The organism is Bosea sp. NBC_00550 (assembly GCF_026020075.1).
GTDB lineage: Bacteria > Pseudomonadota > Alphaproteobacteria > Rhizobiales > Beijerinckiaceae > Allobosea.
Window position 1 is genome coordinate 4,070,192 of record NZ_CP102772.1, and the last position, 16,870, is coordinate 4,087,061.

Below are 16,870 nucleotides of genomic sequence, written 5' to 3' on the forward strand. Positions count from 1 at the left end.
CCGATCATCGAAATACGAAATATCGATTGGCGAGGAAGCTGAGCACTGTGCTTGCCGCGGTCGCGAGCAGGAAGCCGAGCGTGTAATCAAGGTGCCAGATGTCGGACCAGAGTGTCAGAAAGCCGAAATGCAAGAGCGCGACGGCCGCGTAGATCACCAGAAATTTCGGCAGCGTACCCGATACGGTATCAGCTGAGCGGAACACGAACATCTTGTTTCCAAGATAGGACACCGAAATGCCGACGACGGCTGCCAGGCCATTCGCGAGACCAATGGAGGCAACGCCCCCAAATTCCACCAGGCTTCGCAACGCGAGATAATGCACTGCTGTCGCGAAGAGCCCGTTCGCGACAAAGCGTGGCAGGGTCGAGAGCGTCGAGGAACTCACGTCACTGCTAACCGGATGCACGCACGGCCGTATCGGTCCGTTCGACATGCCTGATCAGCATCTCCAACTGCGCGCGCGTGATCGGAGGCGCGCTCTTGATCAAGCCGGAGATCATGAGCGTCACGAATGTCAGCACGCCCGCCTGCATAAGAATGAGGATCAGCAGACCAGCTGCCACGGAAAACCAGCCCGGCGTCGCGAACCCGACCAGCTTCAGTACGACCGAGAGGCCCAGGAGCCCAAGTGAAACCGAAGCTAGAAGCGCGCAGAAAAGACCGACGCGAACCAGGACGTCCTCAGCAAAGACCATCATCGAGCGCAGGCCATGCAAGGCGAGAGACACAAAGTTCATCTTTGACTTGCCAGCGTAGCGTTTGCCCCGATCTGTCGCCACAGCTCCAATTCTGAGCCGGGAGACCATCAGTGAAGCCGCGAAATGCACCCAGAGTTCCTGCATTGCCGCCAGCCGCTTGACTGCGAACATGTTCAGCGCAGTGAAGTTGCCAAAACGGATCGTGCGTCCTGTCAGGAACCCGAAGAGATGGCGGTAGATTACATAGAACGTTCGGAAACCCAGGGTCTCAGAGCGTTTGCGGCGCTGGGCGACGACGGCATCCACATCTTTCGTCTGGAGTTCCTCAAGCAACGGAGGAATCGCTTCCGGCATATCCTCGCCATCGCAATCCAGTACGACCACTGCATCAGCATCAAGATTGGCTGCGACATAGGACAACCCCGTCGCGATGGCGCGCTGATGGCCCATATTGCGGGCAAGATAGATAATCTCGCCTGACAGGCCCGCGTCGGCGATTGCCGATATCGCAAGCGGATTGCGCACCGACCCGTCTTCCACCGCAATGACGTACGGTTCAACGGGGCAATGTTCCTTGAGATTCCGGAACAGAATCGTAGCGCTGGCCGTGTCCTCATAAACCGGCGTGACGATGACGAGGGGATAACGTTGAGCGTTCACGGGAAACTCTCGGGCCAGCGTTGATCAGGCGGTCGCCGGCTTCTGGGCGAGCAGGTTGTCGAAGTAGGAGATCGTCTTCTTGAGGCCTTCCTCAAGACGGATCGTCGGCTCCCAATCCAGAATCTGCTTTGCCTTGGTGATATCCGGCCGGCGCTGCTTGGGATCGTCCTGAGGCAGCGGCAAGCGAATGATCTTGGAGTTGGAACCAGTCAGCGCGATGACCTTCTCCGCCAGTTCGAGAATGGAGAACTCGCCGGGATTGCCGATATTGATCGGGCCTGTCACGTCCGCGGGCGTCTCCATCATCCGCATGATCGCTTCTACGAGATCGTCAACGTAGCAGAAGGACCGAGTCTGTTCGCCATCGCCGAAGACCGTGATGTCTTCGCCCTTCAGAGCCTGGACGACAAAGTTCGAAACGACCCGACCGTCATTGGGGTGCATCCGCGGACCGTAGGTATTGAAGATCCTGACCACCTTGATCGCCAGATCATGCTGGCGTCGATAGTCGAAAAACAGCGTCTCGGCGCAACGCTTGCCCTCGTCATAACAGGAGCGAATACCGATCGTGTTGACGTTACCCCAATACTCTTCAGGCTGTGGATGAACCGAAGGGTCGCCATAAACTTCCGACGTTGAAGCCTGAAGAATTTTCGCCCCCACACGTCGCGCGAGCCCGAGCATGTTGATTGCGCCATGGACGCTGGTCTTCGTCGTCTGAACGGGATCGTGCTGGTAGTGTACCGGCGACGCCGGGCAGGCGAGATTGTAGATGCGATCAACTTCCACATAGAGTGGGAAAGTCACATCGTGTCGCATCAGTTCGAAGCGCTTGTTATCGAGCAGATGCTCGATATTGGTCCGGCGCCCGGTGAAGAAGTTATCGACGCACAAGACCTCGTGTCCGTGATCGAGCAAACGCTCGCAGAGATGCGACCCAAGGAATCCCGCGCCACCGGTGACCAGGCAGCGAGCACTGAAGTACGACATTTCGCCCCTCTTAATTCGAGGGGCCGGCATGTCATGGCTCCAGGCACACGTCAAGGTGAACGGGATCTGAGCACACTATCCAGAAAAACGACTCTGCGGCAGGCGACTCCAATCTGCGCGTAGATATCGCCGCGACAAAGGACAGAAAGCGAACCGACATGCTACAGGCGTGTGACAAGCTATCGAGCCACTTGCACGACGGGCATGGAGCGTCTTGCCTGCCAGCTTGACTCGGTCCGCGCTTAACGGGCAATCAGACCACAAAGCGGCCGTTTTCGGGGCGCGGCAAGCGGGTCGTTTGTTACCATGGAATTGTTTTCTGCTCGACGGCTCGATTTTGTCGCCGTGGCGTTTCTGTCACTGATTTTTTTGTTCATATCGTTGTTCAGGCTAGGGTTGCCTGGCGTCTATTACGACGAAGCGCTGTTCATCCCTCCCTCAGCCAAATTATTCGACAGCTGCTCGCTGAATGCGGGGATTTTTTTCAAGATTGGCTGTGTTCCGATCATTCTGCAGCCACCCTATATCGGTAGCCTGAAGGCACTCCTTTACGCACCGATCTTCGGAGCCTTCGGAGTTGGCGTCGTCAGCATCCGCCTCCCCGGTATCCTGATACTCCTCGCAAGCAACCTCACATTCTGGTGGTTCTGGAGGCGCCGGCTTGGCCAAGGGCTGGCATTGCTGCTGTTTGCGCTCGTCAGCATCGACGCGGCGTCGATCTTCCATGCCCGCGTCGACTGGGGTCCCTACGTTCTGCAGAACGCCTGCAAGCTCGCTTTGTTGTGCTTCGTCATTGCCTGGCTCGAGACACGCACACCGCGCCATTTCGCTTTGGCATGCCTGATCGTTTTCGTGGGCATATTCGACAAGCTCAATTTTCTCTGGCTCATTCCCGCTGTCTTGCTGGGAGTAGCCCTCGTGTACCGCGGATCCGCAGTCGAGGCGTTCAAGGCGCATCTCAAGCTGAACTCGGCCGCTCTCTTGGCGTCGATCCTGATCGGCACGGTCTGGCTCTTCAGGCTTATCATCCCGATCGCGATTGCAGGCACCAATAGCTCACCTTTTGTCCTTTCTGAGCAGTTCGCGCGAATAGCTGCTGTCGTTGCAGGAACGCTCAATGCAGGCGCTTATCCCGTCCTGTTTGGCACGCCCTGGCCGGGATCATCGTGGCTCTCGACGATCGCCTTCGCGTCGACCTTCACCGGACTCGCGCTGCTTCCGTTCCTTGGCCACATCAGCCGGGGCAGCGAGAACACCCGGGCAACGGTACGCCTCGTACATTACAGTGCGCTACTCGCGGTCATTAACTGCGTCCTCTTCGCTTGCCTCGTAGCCACGAAGGAAGCAGGCGGACCGCACCACGCGATCATCTTCTCGCATCTGTGGCAGCTGCAGTTTGTTGCAACGGTCGGCTTTGTTGTGGCTACTGTAAGGGGCCGAGGGCCCGCATTGCGAGCCTCCGCCATGACAGCTTGTGCGGCGCTGTGCGCAGTTCCGCTGGCGTTAACTGGCGCGAGTGTGCGTCATCATCTCAATGCGCTCGATCCCCGTCACCTGTTCAGCCCGGCGTTTTCGCCAGCGATCTATGACCTAGCCTATGTGTTGGACGGCCTGGATGCTTCGGAAATCGTTTCTGTCGACTGGGGAATTCACAACGTCGTTTTCTCGCTCGCACCGAAAGGTAGGCGTGATCGCTACTCCGATCTCTGGCCGACTTTCAACGACCTTGGACAGGGGCGTTTTCCCCCTGCCGAGGCTGCGAAGGTCCTTCGTGGCAAGGACCGCATCGCTTTCATCATCAGGCCGGCAGAGCGCGCTGTTTTTCCCAACACAATTATAGGCTTCGAAAAGATAGCCAAACTATCCGGCGATTGCGCAACGCAACCGCAAATCGTCAGGGACGCGACCGATCGCATCCAGTATCTCGTTTATCAAGTCGCAAGAAGCTGTCTCGGCTAGGCGTGCCTGTCGCGACCGGTTGCCGGCGCTGTGTCGCAGCGGCCGTTTGGAGACTTCCAATGAATGAACGCCTTCGCTGGTTCTTCGTGATCGCCATGGTGCATGGGCTTCTGCTGGCGATCCTGTTCAAGGGCGTGTGGAGCGGCACGTCCACGTTCGTGGCCGCTGGCGATTCCATCGATCAGAGCTTCATGTGGCTCGCGAAGATCTTCGCGGCAGCCCGCCACGGGGAGGTGGCGCTGTGGGATTTCAATGTCATGTCCGGCGTGTCCTTTGCCGGAGAGTTGCAGACCTCGCCGTTTTACCCGGTCGCCTGGGTGGTCGCGTGGCTGCTGCCACCGGGGACATTGCAGGCTTTCGACATCTTCCTCGTTCTGCACTTCGGCATCGCAGCTCTCGGTATGACCGCGCTTGTTCTCAAGCTGGGCCTATCTCCAGCTGCGGCCTTGGTCTCGTCTGCCATATTCGCTTATGGAACGAGCTTCAGCCTGCGCGTCGGCGGCCAGCCTAACCTGTTTGCAAGCCTTGCCTGGCTGCCCTGGGTCGCTTTTTTCTTTGTCGCCGCCATACGCCCGGGCCGTCTGCTTTCGTCCACTGCCGCTGCTTGCGGCAGTGGAGCAGCGATTGCCCTGAGCCTGCTTGCTGGGCATGCGCACTCGACGGTTCTGGCGTTGATTGCAGCAGGATGTCTGCTGCCGATCGCTTTCGATAATAAGCCAGGGCAGAGTTGGAAGGCGGCCATGCCGGCGATGGTCCAATCACTCTTACCGGTAGCCCTCATTGCCGGAGTCGTGGCCTTTCTGCTGGCCCTTCCACAAATTACCGCAACAAAAGAATATCTGGAACTTGCCTACAAATGGTATGGTGAGAACTACACGAGTTATCCTCACATTGTTCCGATCGAGAATTTCATCAAGCAAGGGGTCGGCTTTCGTGATCTGGTTACCGTCCTGAACGGCGGACAGGTTCGCGCGGAAGATGGCGGCACGCTGTTTTTTACGAAATCAGGACTGCTGCTCTCGGCGATAGCGTTAGTGTCGATCCTATATTTCAGGATGGCGAAATATTATGGGATATTGATTTCAGTCACGCTTATTTTATGCTTCTCGATAACGTTTTCATTCGCATTTATTATGCCGTTTTCGTATATTTACATGAACATACCATTGATCAACATCATCAGATCACCACCGCGCGCACTATTCGTATTCGGTTTTGCAGCGGCACTCATAGCGGGTCTGGGTATCGACATCATTCAACATCTGGTCCGCCGGTTCTTGCCAGCTCGTTTCGCCTGGGCGTCGACTATACCCGTCATCATCGTAGTCTTGATGCTGGCCGTGGAACTACGGAGCTTTGCCCCTCGCCGGATCATGATTGATGTCGCGGCTCAGCAAGGCGTCATTCATCAAGCCCTTGAGAATCCTCTTGCGGAGAAGATCGAGGCGCTCAGCAACGAGAGCGGAACATCTATCGCTTCTATGCGCCCCGTGACCTGATCGCGCCGAATATCGGCGATTTCCGCCCGATCCTTTCGGCCCATGGCTATCGGTCGTCCCGTACGATCGCCTACCACGACTTCTTCGACTTCAATCCGAAATCATCAAGAATGGATGCCCTGGGGGTCCGCTGGTGGGTGAGTGACAAGCCAATCGAAGGCCTCCCGCTTTTGGCGCGTGAAGGCGATGTTTTCCTCTACGAGCGACCGAGCGCATTGCCCGTTCTATGGCAAGCTCTGGACAGTGGCGCGCGCAGTGGTCTTCCCATCGCGGACGCGGTCTGGCGCGAGAACGACGTCACTTTCACTTTCACTTCACCTCAGTCGGGGCGATTCGTATTTGGCCAGACAGCCTATCCGGGATGGCGCGCCCTTCTTGATGGGCGACCTGCCCGCGTCTCACTCTACGAACAATTGCAGTCGGTGGTGAGCGAGGTTCCTGTTACGACCATTCGCTTCGTCTATGATCCGCCATGGTGGCGCCCAAGCGCGCTGATTTCGGTCGTGACGGCCTTTGCCGTCTTCACGATCATGCTCGTGGGAATGCGTCGACGCATGGCTGCTGCCTGAAGAAGCACCCGGGGCAACATCAACCCGCTTTCGGGAAAGGGCAAGGCAGATTTAAGCGAGCCCGCAGCGTCTTTACGCGGCGGGTGCATCCCATCGAACAGTCTGCGCCAGCAGGTGGATATCGGGCGAGATTTCGCCTCGCTACAGAAGGCGTCCGTTGAGATCGCGTACGTCGAACCCTCGCGACCAAGCGGCGATCGTAAAACATCGTTCGACGGCATGATGTAGAGTCCCGTCGAGTTGGCGCGCCTCCATCTCGAAGGCGGCCGGGCGAAGGTTGAGCTCGCGCAACGAAGCGAGCGCGGCTGGACGAAACCAGAACATAGTGCCCTCGAAGAAACCGAGCCGAACGGCCTCGTCTGGTGCTTGCATTCGCGCCGCCAGTTCGCGAACGCGCGATTCATTGGCCATCCAGTAAGACGGCGTCGCCCGCCAGCATTGCCCCCAGCCGACGATCCCGGTCGAAGGCTCATTGAAGGCGGCAAGGGCTCGGCAAGTCGTGTTCCAATTCCCGCAAAGCTTGTCGAACAACAGCTTGCGCCGGATCTCGCCATCGAGAAGATGTGGGCTACGCTTCGTATGCAGCTTCAAGACGGCATCGTAGCAGTCGAGCACTCCTGTGGAGAGTAGCGTTAGGAACGGAGAAATATCGCGCCCACGATTCTCATGCTCATGAATGAACACCTCCTTTCGACCAACGGCTGCCGCTCTGACCAGCGCGCTCCGATCCGGTGACACAGTGACAAAGAGCGGAGCGCCCGCCGGCAGGAGAGCCTGGCAGGCGAGGATCTCATCCATGAGATCGGGATAGTAGACATGGGCGACGATAGCCACTTTGAGCGCAGGCCAGGCGGCTTGTTCACCTCTGGCTGCCCATTTGCTCCGCCACCGGCGGCCCACTTGGGAGACGGAGATCGCCCCAATTGTCAGCCCGGCCACCTTCTGGAAAACGTGTCGAGCATAGGCTCGACTTCGAACGGCCAGCGACACATTCCGGGAACGGGCTAAGTTGAGCTTCACTGAGATGGGCCACTAAGACTGTTAACGCTGCCAATGGCCGATCTCATGCAAAAAAACTAGCCCCGTCCAGCTTGCTCGCACGTTTTGGCGGACGCATTCCCCTGCCCGACACCGCCGTGATGCGCACTCCCGCAAGGCGGTGCCGACGTCCGAATATTTCGCGCACGGTCGTGTCCCGGGCCCCCATCTTCCGAGCCGACGCCCTTTGACCGTCGGCACGAGAAGCGGTTCGAACCGGCTGCATTTGCCGACCCTGCACGGAAACCCAGGCGGCCTTCGCATCTCGACTGTCTCGGTTTAGTCTTTCTAAAATTGACATCCCGCTACTCTGCGTAGAAAGCAGGGCCGATCCAGCGGAAAAGCGGAAGGATCACTATGCCAAGCATTACGGAGCCACTGTTGCGCGCGGTACGTCGCGCCGGTGGGCTCGACGCGGCTCTGCGGCGAGTCGGCGACGTGCTTCGCGACGAAGGCGCCCGCGGCCTTCTCCGGCGCTTTCAGCGTACTTTGCGGCAGGAAGCCCGGTACGAGGACTGGATCAGGCGTTTCGACGACAGGCCCGACGATCAGCGCCCCATCTTCGAGGAACAGATGCGTGCGCTCAAAGAGCGCCCGATCTTTTCAATCGTCATGCCCGTATTCGAAACGCCTGCCCCCTTGCTCGAGGCAGCGATCTCTTCGGTCCTGCAGCAAGTTTATCCGCATTGGCAGTTGTGCATCTGCGACGATGGATCGACCAGCACTCACGTGTCCGAAACCGTGGGTAGGTTGAGCGGGAAAGACCCGCGAATCAGGTGGACCCGGCTTGCGACCAATCAGAACATCTCGGCAGCGTCGAATGCGGCACTTGCTCTCGCCACAGGCGACTGGATCATTCCTCTCGACCACGACGATGTGCTGCGCGCCCATGCGCTGTTGGAGGTTGCGCTGGCAGCCGAGGGCAAACCGGATATCCGCTTCATCTATTCCGACGAGGACAAGATCGACGCTGCGGGGACTAAGCGCTTCGAACCTCACTTCAAGCCGGATTGGTCTCCCGACCTGCTTCGCTCATTCAATTATATCAATCACCTCGCTGCTGCCCGAACCGAAGACGTGCGCAGAGTCGGCGGCTGGGCTCTCGGCATGGAGGGCGCCCAGGATCACGATCTTTTTCTGAAGTTGACCGAGACGCTCAAGCGCCGCCAGATCCTGCATATCCCGAAAATTCTCTATCATTGGCGCGTGGCAGAGAACTCGACGGCCGGGAGCGACACAGCGAAGCCCTATGCCGCCAAGGCGATGGAGCGCGCAATCAGCAGCCAGTTGAGCCGAACCGGGCACGATGCCCAGGTTGCGCTTCTCGATGACGCGCCGGTCGCCAGGGTGCGTTATCGCCTCCCCGAACAACCGCCGCTGGCGACTATCATCATACCCAACAAGAACATGCCCGCGCTGATCGGCGCCTGCATCGATTCAATCCAATCGAAAACGCACTATCCCCGTTACGACATCCTGATCATCGACAACGGGTCGACCGATGGTGAAACGCTGAAACTCTATGACGATTTCCGAAGCAAAGGGATTTCGATCGTGGAGTACCCGGCCGAGTTCAACTACTCAGCGATGAACAATCTGGGCATCAGACAGGCCCGCGGCGAGGTTCTCGTCTTCCTCAACAATGATACAAGCGTCATTGGAGAGGACTGGTTGTCCGAACTCGTGGCCCATGCGATCCGTCCGGAGGTAGGGTGCGTCGGCGCAAAACTCTACTATGACGACGAAACCATACAGCATGCCGGTGTCTTCGTCGGCGTTTGCGGCATCGCATGTCACCCCTATCGTGGTTTCGAGAAAGGCGATTTCGGCTATTTCGGGCGGCTGCGCGTCACCCAGAACCTGAGCGCCGTCACTGCCGCATGCCTCGCCGTCAGGCGCTCGACTGCGCTGGAAGTCGGCGGTTTCGACGAGACATCGCTGAAAGTCGCCCTCAACGATGTCGATTTTTGCCTGAAGGTCCACGCTGCCGGATACTACAATGTCTGGACGCCCTTCGCCGAGCTCTACCATTTCGAAAGCAAGTCACGCGGCTACGAGATCGGCCTAGAGAAGCGCGCCCGGTTTCAGCGTGAAAGCGAGATACTGAAAGCGCGCTGGGAGAGCTACGTTGCGCTCGATCCCTATTATTCTCCACATCTCACACGCACCAGCGAAGCGGTCACGATCCGGACCGAATAGTGGCTGATATATTTGTTCTGTCAAAGTATCCTATTCTGCCAAATCGCTATATTTGCCTTCCTCGCCGACCTCGGTGAACTGTTGGATGGAATCGGATCAACGATTCCTCAGCCAGCTGTTTACATAATATAATTCAATCCTCAATGGGCGCATTGCTGCATGCTGTGGGGCGGCACGTCTTGGAATTGGCATTGCGAGAGCGGCGGTTCTGGGAAATCTTAGTTCCCGGTGGCCTGCCTCCAGGTAGCCCGGTTCTAATCTAATGCATGGTGGGCTTGGCGGCCACGGTTGAGATGGCCGGCGAAGCGGGTTGGGTTTGCGTAGCCGGCCAGACCACAGCTACCGGTGCTGGCGGCTTGTAGCCGAGCGAGAAGTGGGGCGCCGGGTATTGTAGTGCTGACCAGCCCTCGGTGACGATCCGAGCCTCGGCGAGGCTGTAGAAGAGCTCGCCGTTCAGGAGCTCGTCGCGCAGCTTGGAGTTGAAGTTCTCGCAGTAGCCGTTCTCCCCGAGGACTGCCAGGTTCGATAACGGCTGTTTCGCGCCGACCGCTGCGATCCAATCCCGCACCGCTTTGACGACGAACCCAGGCAGAGCGTTTGTCGCGAACATGCGGAACTTTCGACCGTTGTGGGCGCGATGAGGGCCATTTCCAGGGGCAGCTATATATCAGTTTTCGGCGGCTTCTGGGGCACCTATGGGGTGCTGTTTTCTGCGCCCTCTCGGGATATCTCATGGGGGAACTCATCCAGCGAGACGACCCAGCGCGCTTTCTCGTCAGCCGTGTAGCCCGAATCTACCCCTCCAATGCTGCTGGCCGTGGCGATTTTCTGGATCGCCTTCCTCGCCGCCGGATTTCCTCGCGGTATCGATATTCTCGGGCTCTCCCTCGTACCCGCGGGCGGTCGAGACTACTTCCTGGCCGTCGAATGGACGCTCGTCTACGAGATGAGTTACTACGTGTTGCTGGCGGTTCTGGCTTTTGCCGGCTTGCGGCGGCCGACATCGTGGTTCGCAATTGCGTGGATGGCAGTCATCTTCGGGGCGGTCATCACGACGGGCGTCGTTTACGACGATACTGTGCCGCTCGCGAGCGAACTCGCAGTCCAGGCGATCAATCTGCCATTTCTCAATCGGACTCCTGCTTTCGGAGGTCGCCCGGCGTCGTTGTTTGCCGCCTGGTCTCTTGCTAGTGGCGATCCCCGCGACCCTTGCTGCTGCGTATTTTCTGCCGGGCGATGCACCATCCTGCCCGCGGCCCTGCTTGTAGCGGCGGCTATCCGAGCGCCGAAGTCTGCGCCGGTCACAGTGATTGGCCGATTCGGAGAGCGTCTCGGAGACGCAGGCTACATGCTCTACCTCTGCGACATGCCGCTGATGACGTTGCTGAGCGGCATGGTTCCCGCACGCTCGCCAAGCTTGGCACTCTGGCTAGGCGGAGTCAGCGCCTCCGGGGCGATATCGCTCTTGCTGGCGCGAGCCGATCTTAGCATGCACCGATGGTCAAAGCGGAGGATCGCTGTAGCACCTGCGCACCGCATTCGTGTGATCGCCGTCAGCTTCGTCGCGGCATTCATTGGTGTCGCGGCTTATGCCGAGGTCCACACGCGGGCACAGCGAGCTGCTTACTCACATGCCATGGGTATCCTCACAAGCGCGGAGCCAAGCACCTCACCGTCCGTCCTCGCCGAGGTCGACGCAATCCAGCGGCTTCCAGATGGGAGGTTGGTAGTGCGCGGCTACGCCATTGACCTCGATAAGCCGAACCTGACCTCGCACGCTGCAGTCACGCAAAGGGGCCGCATTATCTCTATGGAGCGTTCCCGGCGTATTCGGCCGGGCCAGGCAAAAATCTGGTCAAGGCCGGACCTTGCCAATGTTCGCTTCGGCTTTGTCTTGATGGTCCCGAAGGGCGTCGAATGCTCGTCTGGCAAGCTCGATGTCCGTGTCGCGCTTTAAGATGGGAGGATGATTGTTCCAGCAATCGTGCCGCGGGCAGCGCTCTGCGACTGACAAAGAACATCCTCGCGACTATCTCAGGCGGACATCTGGTCTAGGGGTCTATCGATTCAAAGTAGTGTAATGGATAAGAAGGCGGGACCGTGCCAGTGTCAAGCGACTGACCTCTCCTATGTTATTCCCGGTCAAATGGCGCTCGCCCCTGCAGTAAAACGGCTAGAAATTCGTCCTGGCTGATGGCTGATGGCCGATGCTGAGCAGAGCAGGCTTGTCAATCACCACTCGTGGGGTGGCCAGCCACGGCTAACCTGATTATGCGCAGCTGGCAGACTGATTATATCGGAAGCCTAAGTGCAGTTGCTTCGCGATATTCCCCGGCCCAGATCGACACATCTGCAAATCTTAGACCCTTTTGTAGATATCATCAATCCGCACGATGTCGTCTTCGCCGAGATAGGAGCCGACCTGCACCTCGATAAGCTCGAGCGGAATCTTGCCGGGGTTCGTCATGCGGTGGACGCAGCCGATCGGCAGATAGATCGACTCGTTCTCGTGTACGACGATGACCTTGTCGTCGCGCGTCACCTCGGCGGTGCCGCGGACCACGACCCAGTGCTCGGCGCGGTGATGATGCTTCTGCAGCGAGAGCACGCCGCCAGGGTTCACGGTGATGCGCTTGACCTGATGCCGCGTGCCCAGATCGATCGAGAGGTACTTGCCCCAGGGCCGCTGGATCTCGCGATGGGCGCCGGCCTCCGACTCGCCCGCGGCCGTGATCAGCGCCACCATCTTTTTTACCTTGTCGGCCTTGATCTTCGGCGTCACCAGGACGGCATCGCGGGTCGCGATCACGGCGACGTCATCGAGGCCGATCACGGCGATGAGCGCCTCTTCCGAGCGGATCAGGTTGTTGGCGCCGTCGAGCACGTACCCACGCCCCTCGACGGCATTGCCGCGCGCATCCTTCTCGGCCAGATCCCAGACCGCCGACCAGCCGCCGACGTCCGACCAGCCGAAGCCGCCGGTGACCACCGCAGCCTTGCCCGTCTTCTCCATCACCGCGTAGTCGATCGAGATCTTCTGCGCCTGGCTGAAGGCCTTCTCGTCCAGCCTGAGGAAACTGAGATCCTGCTTCGCCCCGGCGACGGCCTCGGCGACAGGGCCCGCGACGTCCGGCGCGAAGGCCACGAGCTCGGCGCGCATCGTCGCGGCGTCGAAGATGAAGTTGCCGGAGTTCCAGAGATAGCCGTCGAGGAGATACTGCGCGGCCCGCGCCGCGTTCGGCTTCTCGACGAAGGCGGCGACCTGGCGAGCGTCCGGGCCGATTTCATCGCCCGGCTGGATATAGCCATAGCCGGTTGCCGGATGGGTCGGCGGGATACCGATCGTGACGATCCGACCCTGCGCTGCGGCGGCGCCGGCCCGGCGGCAGGCCTCGCGAAAGAGCTTCGCGTCCTGGACGATATGATCGGCGGCGAAGATGCCGACGATTGCTTGCTCGTCGCGGGCGAGCGCAAGCTCCGTCGCCGCCGCGACGGCCGCAGCGGAATCGCGGCGGCTCGGTTCCAGCACGATGTCGGCGGAGATCCCGATCGCCTGCAACTGATCCTGTACCGTGAAGCGATATTCTGCGTTGGTGATCACAATCGCCGGCTCGAAGACGGAGGCGTCCGAGAGCAGCTGCATCGCGCGCTGGAAGGTCGATTCCTGCCCGAGCAACGCAATGAACTGTTTCGGCATCGAGTCTCGCGAGACAGGCCAGAGCCGCGTCCCCGATCCGCCGCACATCACCACAGGTATGATTTTCGACGGCATTTTGACAACTCCCAAGTTAGCCCCGCTCTAAGCTGCGGGTTGGAGCAGTACAAGCTGATAAAGCGCGCCATGCCCAAACAATCGTGCAGTCTACGTAGCGAAGATGGACTGGTGAGAAATTTTGGTAGGCCGACGCCGCTTCGTGAAGCAGTGCGCCAACCAATGGATTCCCACTGATAAGAGGACGTTCGTCCCAGATCTGAAGGTGGGCTGGCCTGCGACGAGTGCGGCACACCCTTTTGCAGAGTAGACACGTCGACAGATACAAAATTTGTGGGCTTTATCAAAGATTCAGAACACCGCTTGTCACGGAGTATTTATGGAGTTAGTCGTTGAGTTGTAAAAATTAGATTGGATGCGAGCGATGGAAACAAAATGTATTGATAGATTAAAATGTAAGAACATGGAGGATGTTAAATGGACTGGGATCGACATCTCATTACGGTCTGATGCGACTCAATCTTCTCGCCCCGGTTCCGATGCTTCCGTTGACCTCAGGCCCGAGCGCGTTCGGCTGCGCCCCTGCGACCAGCTGCGAGTCGCACTGCTGAGCTCAACCTCATTGAGTCCGGTTACCGCGCTGCGCCGCTGAAGCTCATCCGTTACGGAGCGTTCGGCTCCACCTTGTTTCCCTCACCCTGACCGGGCGCGTGACGCCCCTGCGAGCTGGCCGGAGCCGATCCGGTCCAGGACTGCGGACGGCTGCCCGGTTGGCTCTGATATGTCCCTGAAGCTGGAGAGATATCGATGACGGCATTGGCCCGCAGACGCCGCTTGAGAGAGGCGACAACCGTCGCATCGTGCTCACCGCTACCCACCCCGCTTAGCTTGATTTCGGCAGCCTTGGACCGTGGTGTGGATGACGGGACGCTGGCGCAGCTGATCGGCTTCCATGAGCGGACGCTGGCGCTCGAAGCGCACAAAGCCTTCGAGAATGCCCTCGCGGTGGCGAAGGCTGGGCTGCCGGTGATTGCCAAGAACCGGCAGGCGATGCTGGGCCGGCAAGCCTATCGCCATGAGGATCTGGCCGAGATTGCCCGGACGGTCGCGCCAATCCTGGCGCGGCACGGTCTGTCCTACCGCTTCCGCTCCAGCACGGAAGGCGGGCTCGTCACCGTGACATGCGTGATCGCGCATCGCGACGGACATAGCGAGCAGACACAGCTTTCGGCCGGCGCTGAGCAGGGCGGCGAGAAGAACGCTCTACAGGCGATTGGCTCAACCCTAACCTATCTGCAGCGGATGACGCTGAAGGCGGCGCTGGGGCTGGCCGCCGCCGATGACGATGACGGCAAGGCAGCTGGCGCCGGCGAGACCATCACCCGCCAGCAGGCGCGGGAGCTGATCGGGCTCGCCGACAAGGCCGGCGCCAATCGTGCTGCCTTTCTACAGACCTTTGGGATCAGGGCGTTCGCTGAATTGCCCGCATCCCGCTTCCGCCAGGCCCTCACCATGCTCACCCCGAGGAAGGAGCGCTCATGACCATGCTCGAGATTATCACCTGCGACCAAGGGTCACCCGAATGGGACAAGGCCCGGCTCGGTATCCCCACAGCTTCGGAGTTTGCCTCGATCCTGACCAAAGGCAGGGGCGGAGCCGAGAGCCGCACCCGCCAGAGCTATCTCTACAAGCTCGCCGGCGAGCGCCTCACTAGCGAGCCGATGGAGAGCGTCGTCACCGCCCATATGGAGCGCGGCCGGCTGATGGAGGAGGAAGCACGCAGCGTCTACAGCTTCGTCACCGGTAACGTCTGTGAGCGCGTCGGCTTCCTGCGGCGCGGCCGGGCGGGCGCCTCGCCGGATGGGCTGATCGGCAGCGACGGCCTGGTTGAGATCAAGACAAAGCTTCCGCATCTTATGGTCGAGACCATCCTGCGCGGTGAGTTCCCGCCCGAGCACAAGGCCCAATGCCAGGGTCAGCTCTGGGTTTCTGGGCGCGCCTGGATTGACATCGCCGTCTACTGGCCGGGCCTGCCGATCTTCGTCACACGCGCGGAGCGGGATGAGGCCTTTATCCGTGAACTCGCTGATGCGGTCGAGACCTTCAATGACGAGCTCGACCGTGTGATCGCCCAGGTCCGGGCCTATGGCCGGCCGGAGGCGGCGTGATGCGCCGCCTTCCCCGCCGCGAGTTCTCACGCGGCCAGAAAGTCGCGATGATCAAGCGGGCCATCGACGAGAGCGGTCTCGTCCGCTGCGAGGGATGCGGACTCAACATCACCGGCAAGGTGATCGAGTTCGACCACGTCATCCCCGAAGCGCTGATCCTCGATAAGGATCGCCCCCTCGACGTCGAAGACGGCCGGGTGCTCGGCCGCGATTGCTGCCACAGGGCTCCCGGCACCAAGACCGCCGCCGACCTTGCCGTCATCGCTGAGGCCAAGCGCCGCGAAGCTCGCCATCTCGGGATCAGGCGGCTCAGCTCGCGCGGGTTTGTCCGCTCCCCGCCGCAACGGCCCGCTTCCCGTCCCCTTGCCAAGCCCGCCGCCTGGCGCCGCGACGATGACTGATCCGATCCGAACCGAAGTCCTCTTCCCAAAAGTTCTTCAATCGCGCTCGTCAAGTCGACTGATTGAAGGCCGTACCCTCCGGGTTCAGGGTTCTCTTCGTGGTCGATCTATGGATCGCCGGAGTCGGCGTCAGAATGGTTGGATCGACCGAAGTGGCCCTCGCAGTTGCCGTCGAAGGCACGGCATTTTCAGGGATGGCCTGATCCGCACCCTACGACCCGGCCGGGACGCATCCGTACAGTCAGCGAGCAACGTGGGTGGGGTTAGGTGGCTGCGGAGCTCCATTACTTCTGTGATACGCCGGCGGTCTTCGGCTTCGACCGTGGCCCTATAGCGGCCTTTCGCGCTTGCCGGTTTCTGCGCGCCCGCCTCGACATGGGAGGATGCCCGCCGCTCCGAAATTCCACGCTTTGCATCGATAAAGACGTGACCTATCACGCCATGCCCAACGCGCGCCGATACCAGATGATGGGCCTCTACGACATCGCTTCGCACGGCGCCATCAAACACGTTTGGGGTCATACAGCACAGGTCGCGGATACTTCGGTCGGAAGCGTCACAATTGCCCGCGGGAGAGCGCTTACGGCGGCCGAGTTGAGCGAGCTGCCAGTCGCCTTTCGCCCTTTCCTATCGCGCCCGGCATGCGCGCAATGGCTCATCTCGGGGCTGGGCCTATCTTCGGCTTTTAGGGCGGCTTCTGCAGAGACGCCGAGTTCCTGTGTGCCCGAGGGAACCCCACACCTACACCTGCGCATAATCCAAGACGATCATAGCGGAGACTGCGGCGATCGCCCGGCGCAGGCCACGTTGATCTAGGGCTCGGACCCATAAACGGTCGGCCACGTCCGATGTATTTCACGACTTCTGCCGTTTGGAAGCGCCCTTCAGCGGTGCAGAATCCTGGTTGATCTGTTCGAAAGTAATAAATGAGGCTTGCTGGATTCCCGCTAAACGGGAAATGATGGAATCGAGCC

Annotated in this window: 13 protein-coding genes and 1 pseudogene; 8 read left to right on the top strand and 6 right to left on the bottom strand. The window is 59.8% G+C overall.

Annotation, left to right across the window (positions count from 1 at the left end; genetic code table 11):
* Nucleotides 1–4: 4 nt before the first annotated feature.
* From NWE53_RS19560 to NWE53_RS19570, 3 genes are read right to left on the bottom strand one after another with little or no spacing between them, the layout of a single operon-like run.
* Nucleotides 5–388 (bottom strand): GtrA family protein, encoded by a 384-nt coding sequence (locus tag NWE53_RS19560; RefSeq protein WP_265051027.1) that lies wholly within the window; start codon nucleotides 386–388, stop codon nucleotides 5–7.
* A 7-nt stretch (nucleotides 389–395) separates the two neighbouring features.
* Entirely contained in the window at nucleotides 396–1,361 is a 966-nt protein-coding gene (locus NWE53_RS19565) for a glycosyltransferase (RefSeq protein WP_265051028.1), read from the bottom strand.
* A 24-nt stretch (nucleotides 1,362–1,385) separates the two neighbouring features.
* A complete protein-coding gene (locus tag NWE53_RS19570; RefSeq protein WP_265051029.1) occupies nucleotides 1,386–2,351 on the bottom strand; it encodes a UDP-glucuronic acid decarboxylase family protein in 966 nt (321 codons plus the stop codon).
* Between the two features lie 306 nt (nucleotides 2,352–2,657).
* On the opposite strand from NWE53_RS19570, the gene NWE53_RS19575 reads away from it, so the two are divergent.
* From NWE53_RS19575 to NWE53_RS19585, 3 genes are all read left to right on the top strand, one after another.
* Nucleotides 2,658–4,310 carry an ArnT family glycosyltransferase gene (locus NWE53_RS19575; RefSeq protein ID WP_265051030.1) on the top strand — a complete coding sequence of 551 codons (1,653 nt, stop codon included), beginning with the start codon at nucleotides 2,658–2,660 and terminating at the stop codon, nucleotides 4,308–4,310.
* Between the two features lie 59 nt (nucleotides 4,311–4,369).
* Nucleotides 4,370–5,809, top strand: a complete 1,440-nt coding sequence (locus NWE53_RS19580) for a diguanylate cyclase family protein (RefSeq protein WP_265051031.1) — start codon at nucleotides 4,370–4,372, stop codon at nucleotides 5,807–5,809.
* Between the two features lie 110 nt (nucleotides 5,810–5,919).
* Complete coding sequence (locus tag NWE53_RS19585) at nucleotides 5,920–6,378, top strand: hypothetical protein (RefSeq protein WP_265051032.1); 459 nt, start codon at nucleotides 5,920–5,922, stop codon at nucleotides 6,376–6,378.
* Nucleotides 6,379–6,519: 141 nt separating this feature from the next.
* Here the strand turns inward: NWE53_RS19585 and NWE53_RS19590 are convergent, their stop codons facing one another.
* Nucleotides 6,520–7,398: a rhamnan synthesis F family protein gene (locus NWE53_RS19590; protein WP_320109521.1), complete on the bottom strand. Its 879-nt coding sequence runs from the start codon at nucleotides 7,396–7,398 to the stop codon at nucleotides 6,520–6,522.
* 399 nt (nucleotides 7,399–7,797) lie between these two features.
* On the opposite strand from NWE53_RS19590, the gene NWE53_RS19595 reads away from it, so the two are divergent.
* Entirely contained in the window at nucleotides 7,798–9,615 is a 1,818-nt protein-coding gene (locus NWE53_RS19595) for a glycosyltransferase family 2 protein (RefSeq protein ID WP_265051033.1), read from the top strand.
* A gap of 259 nt (nucleotides 9,616–9,874) precedes the next feature.
* Here NWE53_RS19595 and NWE53_RS19600 read toward each other — a convergent pair.
* Nucleotides 9,875–10,204 (bottom strand): annotated as a pseudogene (locus NWE53_RS19600) (integrase core domain-containing protein); the annotation flags it as partial.
* Nucleotides 10,205–10,420: 216 nt separating this feature from the next.
* Between NWE53_RS19600 and NWE53_RS19605 the strand changes: the two are divergent.
* Entirely contained in the window at nucleotides 10,421–11,572 is a 1,152-nt protein-coding gene (locus NWE53_RS19605; protein ID WP_265051035.1) for a hypothetical protein, read from the top strand.
* A gap of 402 nt (nucleotides 11,573–11,974) precedes the next feature.
* Here the strand turns inward: NWE53_RS19605 and NWE53_RS19610 are convergent, their stop codons facing one another.
* The gene (locus NWE53_RS19610; protein ID WP_265051036.1) at nucleotides 11,975–13,387 is read right to left on the bottom strand and encodes a mannose-1-phosphate guanylyltransferase/mannose-6-phosphate isomerase; all 1,413 of its coding nucleotides are present in this window, start codon (nucleotides 13,385–13,387) and stop codon (nucleotides 11,975–11,977) included.
* A 747-nt stretch (nucleotides 13,388–14,134) separates the two neighbouring features.
* On the opposite strand from NWE53_RS19610, the gene NWE53_RS19615 reads away from it, so the two are divergent.
* The 3 genes from NWE53_RS19615 to NWE53_RS19625 are packed head-to-tail and all read left to right on the top strand — an operon-like array spanning nucleotide 14,135 to nucleotide 15,896.
* Nucleotides 14,135–14,869 carry an ERF family protein gene (locus NWE53_RS19615; RefSeq protein ID WP_265051037.1) on the top strand — a complete coding sequence of 245 codons (735 nt, stop codon included), beginning with the start codon at nucleotides 14,135–14,137 and terminating at the stop codon, nucleotides 14,867–14,869.
* A gap of 2 nt (nucleotides 14,870–14,871) precedes the next feature.
* Entirely contained in the window at nucleotides 14,872–15,495 is a 624-nt protein-coding gene (locus NWE53_RS19620) for a lambda exonuclease family protein (protein WP_265051038.1), read from the top strand.
* On the top strand, nucleotides 15,495–15,896 hold the full coding sequence (locus tag NWE53_RS19625) for a hypothetical protein (protein WP_265051039.1): 402 nt from the start codon (nucleotides 15,495–15,497) through the stop codon (nucleotides 15,894–15,896). Before NWE53_RS19620 ends, NWE53_RS19625 begins: the two co-directional genes overlap by 1 nt.
* The last annotated feature ends 974 nt before the right edge of the window (nucleotides 15,897–16,870 follow it).

What these genes read in the sequence shown, in the direction of transcription:
- NWE53_RS19610 (WP_265051036.1), bottom strand. Translation starts at nt 13,387, where the DNA reads ATGCCGTCGAAAATCATACCTGTGGTGATGTGCGGCGGATCGGGGACG.
- NWE53_RS19615 (WP_265051037.1), top strand. Translation starts at nt 14,135, where the DNA reads ATGACGGCATTGGCCCGCAGACGCCGCTTGAGAGAGGCGACAACCGTC.
- NWE53_RS19570 (WP_265051029.1), bottom strand. Translation starts at nt 2,351, where the DNA reads ATGTCGTACTTCAGTGCTCGCTGCCTGGTCACCGGTGGCGCGGGATTC.
- NWE53_RS19625 (WP_265051039.1), top strand. Translation starts at nt 15,495, where the DNA reads ATGCGCCGCCTTCCCCGCCGCGAGTTCTCACGCGGCCAGAAAGTCGCG.
- NWE53_RS19585 (WP_265051032.1), top strand. Translation starts at nt 5,920, where the DNA reads ATGGATGCCCTGGGGGTCCGCTGGTGGGTGAGTGACAAGCCAATCGAA.
- NWE53_RS19580 (WP_265051031.1), top strand. Translation starts at nt 4,370, where the DNA reads ATGAATGAACGCCTTCGCTGGTTCTTCGTGATCGCCATGGTGCATGGG.
- NWE53_RS19605 (WP_265051035.1), top strand. Translation starts at nt 10,421, where the DNA reads ATGCTGCTGGCCGTGGCGATTTTCTGGATCGCCTTCCTCGCCGCCGGA.
- NWE53_RS19620 (WP_265051038.1), top strand. Translation starts at nt 14,872, where the DNA reads ATGCTCGAGATTATCACCTGCGACCAAGGGTCACCCGAATGGGACAAG.
- NWE53_RS19575 (WP_265051030.1), top strand. Translation starts at nt 2,658, where the DNA reads ATGGAATTGTTTTCTGCTCGACGGCTCGATTTTGTCGCCGTGGCGTTT.